General features: G+C 59.6%; 13 protein-coding genes. 3 read left to right on the top strand and 10 right to left on the bottom strand.

Annotated features, from left to right (window positions below):
- Nucleotides 1–13 precede the first annotated feature (13 nt).
- Complete coding sequence (locus tag Mal65_RS14545; RefSeq protein WP_145298928.1) at nt 14–418, top strand: hypothetical protein; 405 nt, start codon at nt 14–16, stop codon at nt 416–418.
- 64 nt (nt 419–482) lie between these two features.
- Here Mal65_RS14545 and Mal65_RS14540 read toward each other — a convergent pair whose 3' ends face one another.
- Nucleotides 483–932, bottom strand: coding sequence for an NUDIX hydrolase (locus Mal65_RS14540; protein ID WP_145298926.1), 450 nt, complete (start codon nt 930–932; stop codon nt 483–485).
- 121 nt (nt 933–1053) lie between these two features.
- Here Mal65_RS14540 and Mal65_RS14535 point away from each other — a divergent pair, with 121 nt between their 5' ends.
- The gene (locus Mal65_RS14535) at nt 1054–2424 is read left to right on the top strand and encodes a CCA tRNA nucleotidyltransferase (protein WP_196784174.1); all 1371 of its coding nucleotides are present in this window, start codon (nt 1054–1056) and stop codon (nt 2422–2424) included.
- On the opposite strand, the gene hemW is transcribed toward Mal65_RS14535, so the two are convergent.
- The 8 genes from hemW to Mal65_RS14495 all read right to left on the bottom strand — a co-directional run bounded on the left by hemW (nt 2419) and on the right by Mal65_RS14495 (nt 11339).
- Nucleotides 2419–3579, bottom strand: a complete 1161-nt coding sequence (gene hemW, locus Mal65_RS14530; protein WP_196784173.1) for a radical SAM family heme chaperone HemW — start codon at nt 3577–3579, stop codon at nt 2419–2421. The genes Mal65_RS14535 and hemW overlap by 6 nt on opposite strands.
- The gene (locus Mal65_RS14525; RefSeq protein ID WP_145298923.1) at nt 3570–4409 is read right to left on the bottom strand and encodes an MBL fold metallo-hydrolase; all 840 of its coding nucleotides are present in this window, start codon (nt 4407–4409) and stop codon (nt 3570–3572) included. Before Mal65_RS14525 ends, hemW begins: the two co-directional genes overlap by 10 nt.
- A gap of 143 nt (nt 4410–4552) precedes the next feature.
- Entirely contained in the window at nt 4553–5935 is a 1383-nt protein-coding gene (locus tag Mal65_RS14520) for a tRNA modification GTPase (RefSeq protein ID WP_145298920.1), read from the bottom strand.
- Between the two features lie 88 nt (nt 5936–6023).
- Nucleotides 6024–8210 (bottom strand): protein-disulfide reductase DsbD family protein, encoded by a 2187-nt coding sequence (locus Mal65_RS14515; RefSeq protein ID WP_196784172.1) that lies wholly within the window; start codon nt 8208–8210, stop codon nt 6024–6026.
- Between the two features lie 103 nt (nt 8211–8313).
- Nucleotides 8314–9450, bottom strand: a complete 1137-nt coding sequence (locus tag Mal65_RS14510; protein ID WP_145298917.1) for a phosphotransferase — start codon at nt 9448–9450, stop codon at nt 8314–8316.
- Between the two features lie 66 nt (nt 9451–9516).
- Entirely contained in the window at nt 9517–10089 is a 573-nt protein-coding gene (tsaE, locus tag Mal65_RS14505) for a tRNA (adenosine(37)-N6)-threonylcarbamoyltransferase complex ATPase subunit type 1 TsaE (RefSeq protein WP_196784171.1), read from the bottom strand.
- Between the two features lie 86 nt (nt 10090–10175).
- On the bottom strand, nt 10176–10496 hold the full coding sequence (locus tag Mal65_RS14500; RefSeq protein ID WP_145298914.1) for a Dabb family protein: 321 nt from the start codon (nt 10494–10496) through the stop codon (nt 10176–10178).
- A gap of 279 nt (nt 10497–10775) precedes the next feature.
- Entirely contained in the window at nt 10776–11339 is a 564-nt protein-coding gene (locus Mal65_RS14495; protein WP_196784170.1) for an FHA domain-containing protein, read from the bottom strand.
- 19 nt (nt 11340–11358) lie between these two features.
- Here Mal65_RS14495 and mnmL point away from each other — a divergent pair, with 19 nt between their 5' ends.
- Nucleotides 11359–12444, top strand: a complete 1086-nt coding sequence (mnmL, locus tag Mal65_RS14490; RefSeq protein WP_196784169.1) for a tRNA modification radical SAM protein MnmL/YtqA — start codon at nt 11359–11361, stop codon at nt 12442–12444.
- 14 nt (nt 12445–12458) lie between these two features.
- On the opposite strand, the gene ilvE is transcribed toward mnmL, so the two are convergent.
- Entirely contained in the window at nt 12459–13319 is an 861-nt protein-coding gene (gene ilvE, locus Mal65_RS14485; protein WP_145298904.1) for a branched-chain-amino-acid transaminase, read from the bottom strand.
- Nucleotides 13320–13327: the final 8 nt, after the last annotated feature.

Below are 13327 nucleotides of genomic sequence, written 5' to 3'. Positions count from 1 at the left end.
TGAGATGGGCGTGATGACGAATCACCCGCAGGATGCTGAAACCGCCGCTGCGAACGATGATTCGTCACCGCGTCGTGGTTCGCCGTTCGCCGAACAGGAACCGGTGGTGTTTGCCAAGACACGGGCCCAAAGACGAGCCCAGGGACGCGGGCGTGATTCATCGCCGCCGCTGGACGTCGGCGTGTTGCCGGCGACGGCGTTGGGAGCGGTTGCCGCATCGATCGCCATGATTCCGTTCGCCGCGGCGTGTTATTGGCTGTTCCCCGGTGGTGGAATGTTGGTCGCCCCGTTGGGTGCGTTGCTGGCGGCGCTGGGCACGGTTTCGCCACGCAGCAAGACGTCCGTCGTGATGCTGTTGCTGCATCTGGGCCTGTTCGCGGCGTGTTTCCAACAGACCGTAATGGCGGCCGGAATCTAAAGCAGTCGCGACTGAGAATATGGCGGGCGGCACGTCGATGATCCGACCGGATCGCGTCGCGCCCCTAGAAGTCCAAGTCGACTTCGCCGCGGGTCAAAGCCTGTAGGAATGTCGGCAGGCTTGGCAACATGTCGGGGGCGGATTCGATTTCCGGTCGTGTCATCCAGAAAACTTCGGCGACTTCGTCGGGGTTGGGAATCGGCTGGATCGCGTGATCCAGTTCCGCCAACCACCAAGCCAGATTGGTGCCCCACGGCGTCACGCTGCGCCAACACAGCCCCTGGGGGATGACATCGATGGCCAATTCTTCTTGCATTTCGCGAACCAGCGCCTGCGATTCCGTTTCGCCTTCTTCGATGCCGCCGCCCGGCAGACACAGTTTGCCCGGGGCCGTGACGGTCAAAGCACGGCGGATGATCAACAAGCGGTCTTCACGAAAAATAACGCCGACGACGCCGCGTTTGCGTCGTGTCTGAGGTCGGCCAAGGCTGCTGCGAACGTCGACGGGATTCATAACTAGGCTTTTACAACAACCGGGCGGTACGGACAATCGCGATTGAGACGATCCGCACAGGGTCGTCGGTTCTGTCTTCAAGATTCTACTTGGTCACGAAATTTTACTTGGTCGCGAACGATTGACTGATCCCGCTAGCAAGAACGAACCCTCGACTTTGGCTCTGCCGGTGGATTGCCCCCGTGCCGCTGAAGCGATCCGTATCATCCGGACGCTGGACGAACACGGTTTCGTCGCCTATTTGGCAGGCGGCTGTGTCCGCGATCTGCTGCTGGGCATCCGTCCCAAAGACTATGACGTGGCCACCGACGCAACCCCGCCGATGGTCCGCAAGGTGTTCGGCCGAAATCGCACGCTCGCGTTCGGTGCGTCGTTCGGCGTGATCGGCGTGCTGGCCGGACATCGCAAGGACGATTCCGATCCGCCGTCGCCCGGCGCTGTACCGCGCGAACCGACGGAAGTCGCGACGTTTCGCAGCGACGGCAGCTACAGCGACGGCCGACGTCCCGACAGCGTGCATTACGGCAACGCGCCCGCGGACGCGGCGCGTCGTGATTTCACGATCAACGGACTGTTTTACGATCCCAAGACTCGGCAAGTGATTGACTACGTCGGTGGTCAGGCAGACCTGCGGCGTCGCCGGTTGCGAACGATCGGTGATCCGGAACAGCGTTTCGCCGAAGACCGTTTGCGGATGTTGCGGGCGGTCCGGTTTGCCACCACGCTGGGGTTTGACGTCGACCCGTCGACGATGGACGCGGTCCGCTTGCACGCCGGCGAAGTCGGCGACGTGTCGGCCGAACGGATCGGCGCGGAAATGCGAAAAACGCTGGCCAGTGATCGCGCGGCGATGGGTTTGGATTTGTTGATCGACAGTGGCTTGGGAAGCAAAGTTTGGCCGGAATTGCCGGCGGCTCGATCCGATCGGTGGCGGCAAAGATTGGCGTCAATCGAACGCGGGCCGGACGAATTGCCTTCGCCTTTGTCACCGTTTGTGGTCGCCTTGGCGGTCACGCTGACGACGTTTGAAGATTCCCATGCGGTGCTGCAACGCTTGAAAGACCGCTGGCGTTTGTCGACCGAAGAAATCCGTGCGACCACGACGGCCTTGAAAGACCATGGGATGTTGGCCGGATCGGCCGATGCGGCTTGGTCGGATCTACAACCACGTTTGGTGGATCGTGACATCGGCACAACGCTGGCAGTCGCCGCCGCCGTGGTTCGCAGTGACCGAACCGACCGATCAGGCATCCGGCGGTGTGAAGACGCCTTGCGTTTGCCGCCGGCCGAACTGGACCCGCCGCCGCTGGTGACCGGAAAGGACCTGAAGCAACGTGGATGGACACCGGGCCCGCACTTCAAACAATGGTTGACCAAAATTCGCCGCGACCAGTTGGACGGCCGGATGAAAAGCCGCGACGACGCGGAAGCATGGTTGGAAACCCAGCACCGCGAGCACGGCGACTCGGACGCCGACGGTCGGGCATCATAGAAAGGCAGACGCGACGGTGTCGGCAAACAGCAAGCCACGCGGCGTCAAACGCACACGATCGCCGTCCCGCTGAATCAGCGCGTCGTCGATCAGCCTTCGCAGAGTGTCCCCGAATTTTTCATTCAAATCCAAACCGCTGCGTCGGGCAACCGATGTCAAGTCGACGCCGTCGATCATACGCACGCCGAAAGCCATCAATTCGCGGGCGTATTGGTCGGCGTCCAGAGGTTCCGATTCGGCGACGGGGCTGTGTCCCGATTCGATTCGCTTTAAATAGGTGGTCGTGCTGCGATGATTGACGGTGCGCCGGCCATTCAGGAAAGCCGCTGCGCCGGGGCCCGCCGCCAGCCAAGCCTGTCCCTGCCAATAAGCGATGTTGTGTCGGCAACGGTTCGCCGGCGGTGCGAAATTGCTGACTTCGTACTGTGGCATTCCCGCGGCGGCGGTCGCATCACGCAAATCTTGGTACATCTGCCATTCGTCGTCCTCGCCCGCCGGACGAAGTTCACCTTTGCGATGGCGAGCGAAAAATTGCGTGCCCTTCTCGATCGTCAACGCGTAAGCCGACAAATGTCGGATCGGCAATTTCAACGCCTGGTCCAAATCACGTTGCCAAGTCGCCACGCTTTCGCCCGGCGCGGCAAAGATCAAGTCGACGGAGACGTTGCCGATGACGGTCGCCGCCGTTTCGATCGCGGCGATCGCTTCGGCCGCTGTGTGTCCACGTTCCAGCCGCTGAATCTTGTCGGCGTCAAATGACTGGACGCCCAAGCTGATTCGGTTCACACCGTGGTCAGACAGCTGACGGACCTTGGTGGTGTCGATGTCTTCCGGGTTGGCTTCAAAGCTGATCTCGGCATCGTCGGCCAAGCGAACGTGGCGGCGAATCGACTGACAAAACCGATCCAGTTGCGAAGCGTTCAGGTGTGTCGGCGTGCCACCACCCACGAACAGTGTGTTCAACGTCGGCTGGTCCCACGTTTGCATCTCATGATCGATCGCCGTCAAGAATCGATCGATCAAGTCGTCGCGACCGGCCACCACGCTGAAGTTGCAATAGCCACACCGGTGTCGGCAAAACGGCACATGAATGTAAGCCGCCCGTGGTGCTGCGGTCCGGTCCGGCCAATCGGCCGCCATCGCGTTTACAGCCACAGTTTCAATCGTCCGCCCAGCCCATCGGGTAAAGCCCGACGAACCAGACGTTTGACTTGAGATTCGTTGTAGCGCGTCGACAAATGGCCGGCGATGACCAATTCGTTTTTGAATTTGTCGGATCGGTCGCGATAGTCATCGACGTGCATGTGCCCGTGCTTGTGAATCTTTTCCTTGCGGTGTTCGGGCGCGACGAACGTCATTTCACTGATCAAAATCCGGGCATCGTAGAACTGTGGATTTTGGTCCAGGCCTTTCGGATTGGTGTCGCCCGTGTATGCGAAGACGGGCACACGCGTTTCGGCGGTGACTTCGGTGCCCGACATTCGCAAGTCGCGGATTTGTTCGCCCGACAGATCGGTGTAATCGGGTTTCAGTTTGTGGCGACGCTGGTAAACAACAAAACCAAGCGAATCGATCGTGTGTCGCGTCTCCACCGCTTCGACCAAATACTCGCGTCCGATCTCCGTTTCATCGCCGCCCAACAGTCCGACCAATTCGCACGGCATCGCGCCACGGTCAAGCGTGCGGAAATCCTGCAGCATCTTCCAAGCCGGATCGACGGCCGAATCGGGCAGATAAATGATCGGCGGGTCCATCTTCATCATGCGACGCCGCGACACGTAGGCGGGCAGCGCGGCGATGTGATCCAGGTGGGCGTGGCTGATGAACATGGTCGACGTGCCCATGAAATCCCAGGGCTGGACGCCGACGTCGAACAGCAACTTCAGTTCGTTGACCCGCCAACACGTTTGCACCGCGGCGCGCGAATAACCTTCGATGGTCAGTCCGCCGTGTTCGTGGCGAAGCAGGGGAATGTTCTCAACCATGGGAACGGGTGACGTGTGCCTGGAAATCTGCCTGGATGGGAATCCACAAGCTTGGTGGAAAATGGCCGTCGCTGGGAGAGGGCTGGACAAAAGAAAACCCGCGGTTCGACGGTGCGTCGTCGTGGGCTGGCACTGGTCCGTCGTTACTTTCCGATACAGAATCGGCCGAAAACACGATCCAGAATGTCGTCGGTGTACACGACCCCGGTGACTTCGCCCAAGGCGTCGGCGGCGGTACGAATCTCCGTGGCGATCAATTCCTGGCCCTCGTCAATCTCCGACAGTCCGATCGCCGCTCGGATAGCCCCAGCGGCCTGGGCCAGTGATTGGCGGCATCGCGCCGCGGTACCGGACACAGACACCGAATCGGTCCGGTCGGTTCGATCCAGTTCCGCAAAGATACGACCGACCAATTCGTCGATACCCTGGCCGGTCACACTGCTGGTCAAACAGACGCCGGTGGATCGATCGCTGTCCGCAACGTCCGACGATCGCAAATCGGACTTGGTCCAAACGTCGATCACCTGTCGACCGGCGGAATCGATCGGCCGATCATCACTTTGACTCCGACGGGTGATGTCAACGCAGTGCAGCACCACGTCGGCCCTACCAATGGCTTGATCGGTCATCCGCTGTGCGATTTCGGAAATGGATTCCCGGGAATCTGACGTGTCGGCGGTCCGGCCGGCGACCGACTCGAAGCCAGCGGTATCGATCAATTCCAATTGCCGACCGCCAACGGATACATGAACGCTGACAGTGTCACGCGTAGTACCGGGAACGTCGGCAACCAACGCCGCTTCGTGACCACTGATCGCGTTGATCAGACAGCTTTTGCCGGCGTTGGGTTGTCCGCAAAGAACGATCTTCGGCGTTTCATTCGACTCGCCACGACTTTCCAGCGTCGCCGACGTCGATTCCAGCGTGGCTGCAATGAAATCCAATCGCCGACGCAGTTCATGCGGCTGGATGAATTCAATGTCTTCGTCGACAAAGTCCAAGCCGGCTTCGACATCCGCCAACAGGTCCAGCAATTGATCACGCAACAGCGAAAGTGGCCGCGAAAAATTCCCAGCCAACTGCTGCAGCGCCTGATCAAGTGACCGGTCTTGGTCCGCGTCGATCACCCCCAAAACGGCTTCGGCCTGAGTCAGGTCCAAACGCCCGGCCAGAAAAGACCGCAACGTGAATTCACCCGGACGCGCCGCCCGAGCCTTGAACTGGATGGCCCGCTGGACCATCGATTCCAGCACCGGTAACGATCCAATCGTGTGGATTTCCGCTGATGGTTGACCGGTATAGCTGCGACCATCGGGCCAGATCAGCACGTCCGCTGGGATCTCACCGATGGGGTCGCCGCAATCAATCGGCCCTCGCTGACGCCGGCCGGCGGTCAAGTCCACGGGGCCACCCATCAGTCCCGCCAGGACATCCATGACATCATCACCGGAAAGCCGCACGATGCCTCGCGCGGCGGGACATAACGGCGATGCGATGGCCACAATCGTGTCGTCGGTATTGAACATCACCGACTCCCACCAACCGGCACGTCGAAGAACAAATACGGAATCGCAATCATGGCGATCGCGGGCCGCCAGTTCAACGGCCGGCGTTTCAACGGGTCGTGACTAACTGGCGTGACGTGTTGCCGGATCCCTTGGCGATTTGCGAATCCACACTGGGACCCGCCTTTCGCAGCGCATCCAGAACCGACGTCTGACTGACCAAGTCACGCAAGATGATCGGTTCGGCGGGGTCGGATCCCGGAAAGACCACCAATAGCGGAATCGAGTTGCTGCGGAGTTCCGCCAGCTTGGATTTGATTTGATCGTTCCGGTCACTCCAGTCGGCCAACATCGGAACGGCATCCAGCTCGTCCACCAATTCACGCGTCTTTTCGGTGTCGATGGCAAACTTGCTGTTGATCTTGCAGTTCACACACCAGCTGGCGGTGAAATCCAGCATCACCGTGCGGCCTTCGTCATGCAGCGCCTGCAAACGGGCTTCGCTGTAAGGTACCCAGCCCATTTCGTCGTCCACCGGGGCCAAAGCCACGAACGATCCGATGCCGATCACCGCGGCGGCAGCCAAACCACCGGCCCAAGCGAACACTCGCTTCTGTACGGTTTCCCAATTGGGAACTCGGCCGACGATCCAGCATCCGAACCAAACGCCGATCAGGCTGACGAACACGGGCAGCTTCAAATCGTCGGCAAAGCCGGCAAAGAAGAAGGCGACGGTTCCCAGCAACAAGAACGCCAGGAATTCCTTGAACGTTTCCATCCAGCCGCCGGGTTTGGGCAGCCAAGCGACCAGCTTCGGATTCAACCCGATCAATAGGTACGGCACGGCCATTCCCAAGCCGACGGTCATCATGACCAGGAACTTTTCCGGTCCGGACAAAAAGATCGACAATCCGAAAATGGTTCCCAGCAGCGGGCCGCTGCAGGGTGTTGCCAGGATTGTCGCAAAAATTCCCTTGGAAAACGCGCCGGCGTAGCCTTCGCGTTGCTGCAAGTCCTGTGAAACCTTGCCCGATGCCATCCCGGGCACGGGGATTTCCCAGACGCCCAGGTAACTAAGTGCCAGTGCGAACAAGACCAGCGTCAAACCCAGCTTCAACGGAAAGAACGTGAACTGTTCACCCCAGGAAAGACCTGCGACGACCGCAAGCACGGCCAGCAGAGCGAACACGGACAGGATGCCCAGGGCATACACCATGTTCAGCATGAAAACACGTTTGCGGTCCTCGCCGGCCTGTTCGACAAAGCTCATCACTTTCAAACCGACGACCGGCAAAACGCAGGGCATCACGTTCAGGATGATGCCGCCGATGAAGGCAAAAAACAGCATCGTGGCGAACGAATACTCGTCTTCCGGCTGGTCAATGCTGGGCACCGGTGCGGCCGCGTCGACCGGTTCGCTGTCGATCGCTTTGTCGACCCAATTCAACGACGCAGCTTGATCGGCAGCCGGGCCGAATGCGGTCGATGTCAAACGAATGGGGCCGGCGGCCGCCGCACTCTTGGCCGCCACGTCGATCTTCATCGGCGCAACGAACTCCAGTGCAACGGGTTGTCGACAACTGGTGTCGGTGCACGCTTGATAGGTGATCAGCCCCTTCAGTTCGGCCGTGCCGGTTTTGCTGATGGCGTTGATGCGGACGGGCAATCGCCACGTCACGGTGCCTTCGTGGAAACGAATCGGCGGCAAGCCTTCGAACAAGACCTTGCTGACGACTTCGTTCTTGGTGTTCGGGGCACCGACGGCCAAGTCGGATTTGTCGGTTAATGCAAACGCGGTCGACGATTCTTCGCCGGTCACCGACGACGCGTAAACGTGAAATCCTTTGTCGGGGACGGCACGAAAGACCAGTTCCGCGATCGCCTGATCGGATTCGGGTTCGGCATCGATCCACGCCTGCCACTGGACGACATAGTCGCCGTCACGAAACGGTTCGGCTTCCTTGGGTGCGGGAGATCCCGCATCGGCGTGGTCAGCTTCCGCCGCCTCGTCCGACGCGCCGGTCAATTGCCAGTCGGAAAAGCCATCGGGACCGGCCGACAGTTGGTCGCCGAAATTGGGCGTTGCCAGTTGGGGGAAAAGTTCGGCGGCATCCTGGGTCAGCCGACCACCACCGGCCGCGTCATCCGATTGGATGGATTGTTCGATCGGCACCGATCCGGCCGACGACTGATCGCCGGACGATTGTTCCTGTGCCAAGGACGTCGTTGCCGCGATGCCAACCATGGCAAACGCGAACATCAGCGACCATCGCCAATTGATTGATTGATTTCGCACCGTCGATTCACTCCGATCCGCTGGAAAACATGCGTCGAAAATCGTATCAAATGCCCCCGAGCTCGCCGCAATCTTGAAATTCTGTGTGGACGCGGCGGAATCGTCAACGATCCGTCGCCTGGCGCACGACTGTCCACTGTTGATTTAGGGCAACCAAACGCTGGGCGATTGCCGAATCGGCTGCTGAAAAACGCCGTCTTTGCTGCAGAATCCAGTCGACCCAGTTTGCCAAAGAAATCAGCGAACTGGACCGGACAAGCGTCCAACATAGGGTCTGTTGCTGATGGGAAAATGAGCAGATCTGACGATATTCCGCCAATCCGGCCTGCCAGAATCGTGCGGCGATGTCCGCCGCGGCGTCGCCGTGAAAAATCGCCAAAAATAGAAAATCGCCGATCCAGCGTGCCAGGTCGGCCGCCGGCGTATCCAACCGCATCGCGTCGAAATCGATCATCCCGGAAACCGTCGGCTTGGCCGCCGTTGACAGCGAACCGGCATCATCGGCGAACAACAAATGGCCCCGATGGATGTCTCGCACGACCCATTGCAGCGGCGTCACTTCACCAGCCCGCTGTTCCAAGTCGTTGCGGATCTGCCACGCAAAGGTCGGCCAATCCGCGGTGACCTGATGGCAGGCCTGCAATAACTCCGGTGCAACGGTTGGGCTGATGTTCAAAGTTCGAATCTTGTCGCCCGCGTCATCGCATGTCGACAAGATCGATGAAGACAGGCTGTCCAAACGCTTGATGCGGTCGATCACCGACGGGGCCGGACCGTTTTGATGCAGCATTGATGCTGCGGCATTATGGAAGCTGGCGATCGCGCGGCATCCGGCCACCAGGACTTTGCCGGCTTCGTCCGGGCTGACCGTAAACCGATCGATGTCGCTGTACGACCGGCCCGGCATCCACCGCGTCATTTCCCAGCAGCCAAGCGTTCCCAAATCGGCAACTGTCTGCGCCCGATTGCCCGCCAAATGGTTTGGGCCGGCGACCCAGTCACATCCGGCGCGACGGACATGCAACAGCGTCTGATGAATCGCCTTGACGTGCGAGACGGATGCCGATGCGGTCAATTGTTTCAGCGACCAAGCACCGCCGCGCGGATCGACCACACGGTACACCGCCGACCCGCTGAAGCCGGCGGGGACTTGTGACCAGCCTTTTGCATTCGGCAACACCGGTGCATCGGCAAAGCCTGCGAAACAACGTGCGGCGTGTCGTGCGGCGTCGGGAATCATCGATACCCCCAAGTAATCACGTTGCCCGTCAGTTCACCGAACCAACACATCGCGGAGTCTGCATCATCACGATGCGGATTCATCGTCAGCCAGTCCAGCGGGCAATTTGTTGCCGGTGATGGTGATTCGACGTGGCTGGTCATTTTCACCGGGCAGGTCAGTGGGCAAGTCACCGGGCGACGCGGATTGGGTGTCCCAGTCGATGCGGATCCACAGTGTATCGTCGGGCATCCAGTCGGCGAAACGATCCGCCCATTCGACGAAAATCCAGACGCGATGGTCTTGCGAAGCGGAGGTGTCCAGCAGTTCTTCCATGCCGGCTTCAAACCATTCGTCTTCGTCCGCAATCCGATACGCATCGACATGGTGCAGGTCCACCGTGACTGGCGCATCGCCACCGATAGAACCACGATAGTGTTGGGCCAGCGTAAACGTCGGGCTGGTCACATCGTCCGAAGCAACACCGATCGATCGGGCAATCAGTGTGGTCAACTGGGTCTTGCCGGCACCCAGTGTGCCGACCAAGCCGACCGCCGTGGTTTCGCTACGATCGGCCAAGACGCCGGCAAGCCGGTTTGCGAAAACCGACATCCGGTGCAAGTCCAATTGGTTCCATGTGATCGCGTTGCCGTTTGTCATTCGGATCGTTCGACCCTTCAAGTTCACCGTTGTCGCCGGTATCACTGGGGCAATGAGGCGTCAGGTTTGCGCACCGGAACCGCTACTTAGTTCGACATCTCGGTCAGATTGCTGTCGAACACGCGAACTTCGGCCCACGTTTCCTTGGTCTCGGCGATGAATTGCAAGTGCCGTTCGGCTTGCTGATACGCATCGTGCGCGGCCCGGTCGACGAACACGGTGTACAGCGACACGTCATAGTCTTGGTTGACCGGACGTTGGTAGTCGGCTTCGCGGGTGCCGACTTCGAATCCCACCATGCCGTCGTGTCCGCCCAAGTATTTCTGACAAGCGGCGACCAGGCGTGCGACGGATTCTTCGCTGCGGTCTTTCAGGGTGAAGAAAACGTGGTGGGCAAGTCGGGCCATCGTGCAAACGTCCTGGGCGTCAAAGAAGGGTGGCGGGAACGGTGGGGAACCGTGGATTCGGTTTTTCCCGCGAGGTGCTTTTTCGTCTCGCGGTTGCGAAACATCACAACCCAACACCGCCCGGACGTCCAGGGCCACCGGAAAGACAAAATTGATATCGGCCGGGCACGACTGGTTGTACCAACCGGACGCGCAACGAAAAACGGCCGCCCCAGGCGATGCCCGGGACGGCCGTCTTGTTTCAAAGCGTCACGTTGCGACGCGTCGCGGATCGATCGATCAATCGGCCAGCGGATCCCGATTGGTGCTCTTCTTGCCATCACGGCGGCTGAGTCCCGCGCGATCCATCAGCGAACTCTTCAGCATTTCTTCGACGTAATCGTCATCGGCCGGCGGCGGACCGAACGCACCCAGGGCTTGAGGCTCATATTCCAAGATGTAATGGTGCTTGGCGATCGACACCTTGCACTTCGGATCGGCCCGTTTTCGCATGATCTGGCGGCCGTCGACCTTTGTGCCGTTGCGGCTGCCCAGGTCCTTGATGAACCAGTAGCCAGATTCCAGCGAAAACCGACAGTGGTTACTGGACACATTGGGAAATTTCAGCTGGATGTCGCACGACGGGCGTCGTCCGACCAGCAAACGTTCTTTCACCAGGGGAATCGGATCGCCGCCGCCGCATGGCGTCAGCTGGCCGAATTTCCCTGCGAATTCAGGAAACTCTCGGTCTTGCACTGCTATCGTCTCGGAATGAAAAGCATGAAAACAGGGGCGGCCATCAGATGCGACCAATGCGTCGTACCCTTGACCTTTGAACGGCAATACGCCGAATAATGTTCCCATTTTCACCCGAATAATCTTCGTGGCAACTGATCCCACCCCCCCGGAATCGATTTCGCCGACCGTCCCGTCCTGGCGTGCGGAAGGTTTGGTTTTTAACGCTTTTGGCGCCGCCCTGCGGCGACGCTACGGCGGCCGAGTCCAGCGAATCAGCATCGATGCGGGATTCACGTGCCCGAATGTCGACGGTGCGGTGGCCCGCGGAGGCTGTAATTTTTGTGACAATCGGTCGTTCAGCCCGTCCCGTCGAGTGCGGCTGAAACGCGTGGCGGACCAGCTGACCGACGGCATCCGGACGGTTCGCAAACGCTACGACAAGGTCACGGGGTTTCTTGCCTATTTTCAACCGGCGACGAACACCTACGCGCCGGTCGAACAGCTGCGGGAGATTTACGAACTGGCTTTATCGCACGGGCCGGAAATTCGCGGTCTGGCGGTGGGGACGCGACCGGATTGCGTTCCCGACAGCGTGTTGGAACTGTTTGAAATGCTGGCCGCCGACCATGACGTCTCGGTCGAATTCGGCATGCAAACGATGCACAACGACGGTCTGGTTTGGATGAACCGGGCCCACGATCACGGTCACCAGGTCAACGCGATCGATCGAGCCCGCGGACGAGGGTTTGAATGTGGCGTGCACATCATTCTGGGCATCCCCGGCGAAACGCATGAGATGATGATGCAGACGGCCGACGAGGTCGCCGCGCTGGGATTCGACAGTGTGAAGATCCACAATCTGTACGTGGTGGAAGGGACGCCGTTGGCCGATCAGGTTCGTGCGGGAACGCTGAATCTGATGGATCGCGAGACGTACGTTCAAACCGTGGTGGATTTCTTGCAGCGTTTGCCGCCGGAAATGATCGTGGAAAGGGTCAGTGGCGAAGCGCCCAAAGGATTCTTGGTCGAACCGGCGTGGTGTTTGGACAAGTCACGCCTGTTGCGCGAAATTGAATCGGAGTTCCGCCGACGCGGCACCGTACAAGGCAGCCATTACCGCCCGCCCGCTGTGTCACCGCACTCGCGTCCACGCCCTCAAGACAATACGCCCGAATCGATCCGTCAACAAATCGAACAGCGCGGACGCTTGCCCGTGTTGAAGATGAATTGAATCGACCCTGCCGCCTATTCCTCTTTCACCAGGTCTTTGAACAACGCGTTCAAACGCTGGGTGACCGGTCCGGGTTTGCCGTCGCCGATGTGACGACCGTCTAACTTCACCGCGGGGATGACTTCCGCCGCGCTGCCGGTCAAGAAGCATTCGTCGGCGACGAAAATGTCGTGACGTGTCAGCGGAATTTGTCGGACCACGATGTCCGCCTTTTCCGCCAATTCGATCACGGCGTTTCGCGTGATGCCTTCCAAGATGCCGGCGTCGATCGGCGGCGTCATCAACACGCCATCTTTGACGACGAAGATGTTGTCGCCGGTGCATTCGGCGACTTCGCCTTTATGGTTCAACATCAGTGCTTCGATGCACCCGGCCCGCAAGCCTTCGATCTTCGCCATGATGTTGTTCAAGTAATTCAGCGATTTGATCCGCGGGCTCAGTGCCGCGGGGTGGTTGCGAATCGTCGCCGCGGTGACCAGGTCCAGTCCATCGGTGTAATACTGTTCGGGATACAGCGAAATCTTGTCCGCGATGATGATGACCTGCGGGTCTTCGCAGCGGAACGGATCCAGACCCAGTTGGTTTCCGCCCCGAGTGACGACCAAGCGGATGTAGCCTTCTTCCAGCTCATTGCGTTTGACCGTCTCTTTGACCGCGGCGGTCATCTCGTCGATCGACATGGGAATTTCCAGCGCGATTGCTCGTGCCGATTCCCACAGCCGGATCAGGTGCTCACGCAGCCGAAAGACTTTGCCGTGATAGATCCGCATGCCTTCGAACACGCCATCGCCATACAGCAGACCGTGGTCGTAAACGCTGATCTTTGCGTTTTCGCGAGAGAAATACTCGCCGTTGATATAAATCGACTGAGGCATGTTAGGAC

It is taken from the genome of Crateriforma conspicua (assembly GCF_007752935.1).
Taxonomy (GTDB): Bacteria; Planctomycetota; Planctomycetia; order Pirellulales; family Pirellulaceae; genus Crateriforma; species Crateriforma conspicua.
Note: the sequence above shows the minus strand (reverse complement) of the source record. Positions and strands in the feature narration are given on the sequence as shown.

Excerpts from the sequence above, each read along its gene's own strand:
- Mal65_RS14545 (WP_145298928.1), top strand. The coding sequence starts at position 14 with ATGACGAATCACCCGCAGGATGCTGAAACCGCCGCTGCGAACGATGAT.
- Mal65_RS14540 (WP_145298926.1), bottom strand. The coding sequence starts at position 932 with ATGAATCCCGTCGACGTTCGCAGCAGCCTTGGCCGACCTCAGACACGA.
- Mal65_RS14525 (WP_145298923.1), bottom strand. The coding sequence starts at position 4,409 with ATGGTTGAGAACATTCCCCTGCTTCGCCACGAACACGGCGGACTGACC.
- Mal65_RS14520 (WP_145298920.1), bottom strand. The coding sequence starts at position 5,935 with ATGTTCAATACCGACGACACGATTGTGGCCATCGCATCGCCGTTATGT.
- Mal65_RS14510 (WP_145298917.1), bottom strand. The coding sequence starts at position 9,450 with ATGATTCCCGACGCCGCACGACACGCCGCACGTTGTTTCGCAGGCTTT.
- tsaE (WP_196784171.1), bottom strand. The coding sequence starts at position 10,089 with ATGACAAACGGCAACGCGATCACATGGAACCAATTGGACTTGCACCGG.
- Mal65_RS14500 (WP_145298914.1), bottom strand. The coding sequence starts at position 10,496 with ATGGCCCGACTTGCCCACCACGTTTTCTTCACCCTGAAAGACCGCAGC.
- Mal65_RS14495 (WP_196784170.1), bottom strand. The coding sequence starts at position 11,339 with ATGGGAACATTATTCGGCGTATTGCCGTTCAAAGGTCAAGGGTACGAC.
- ilvE (WP_145298904.1), bottom strand. The coding sequence starts at position 13,319 with ATGCCTCAGTCGATTTATATCAACGGCGAGTATTTCTCTCGCGAAAAC.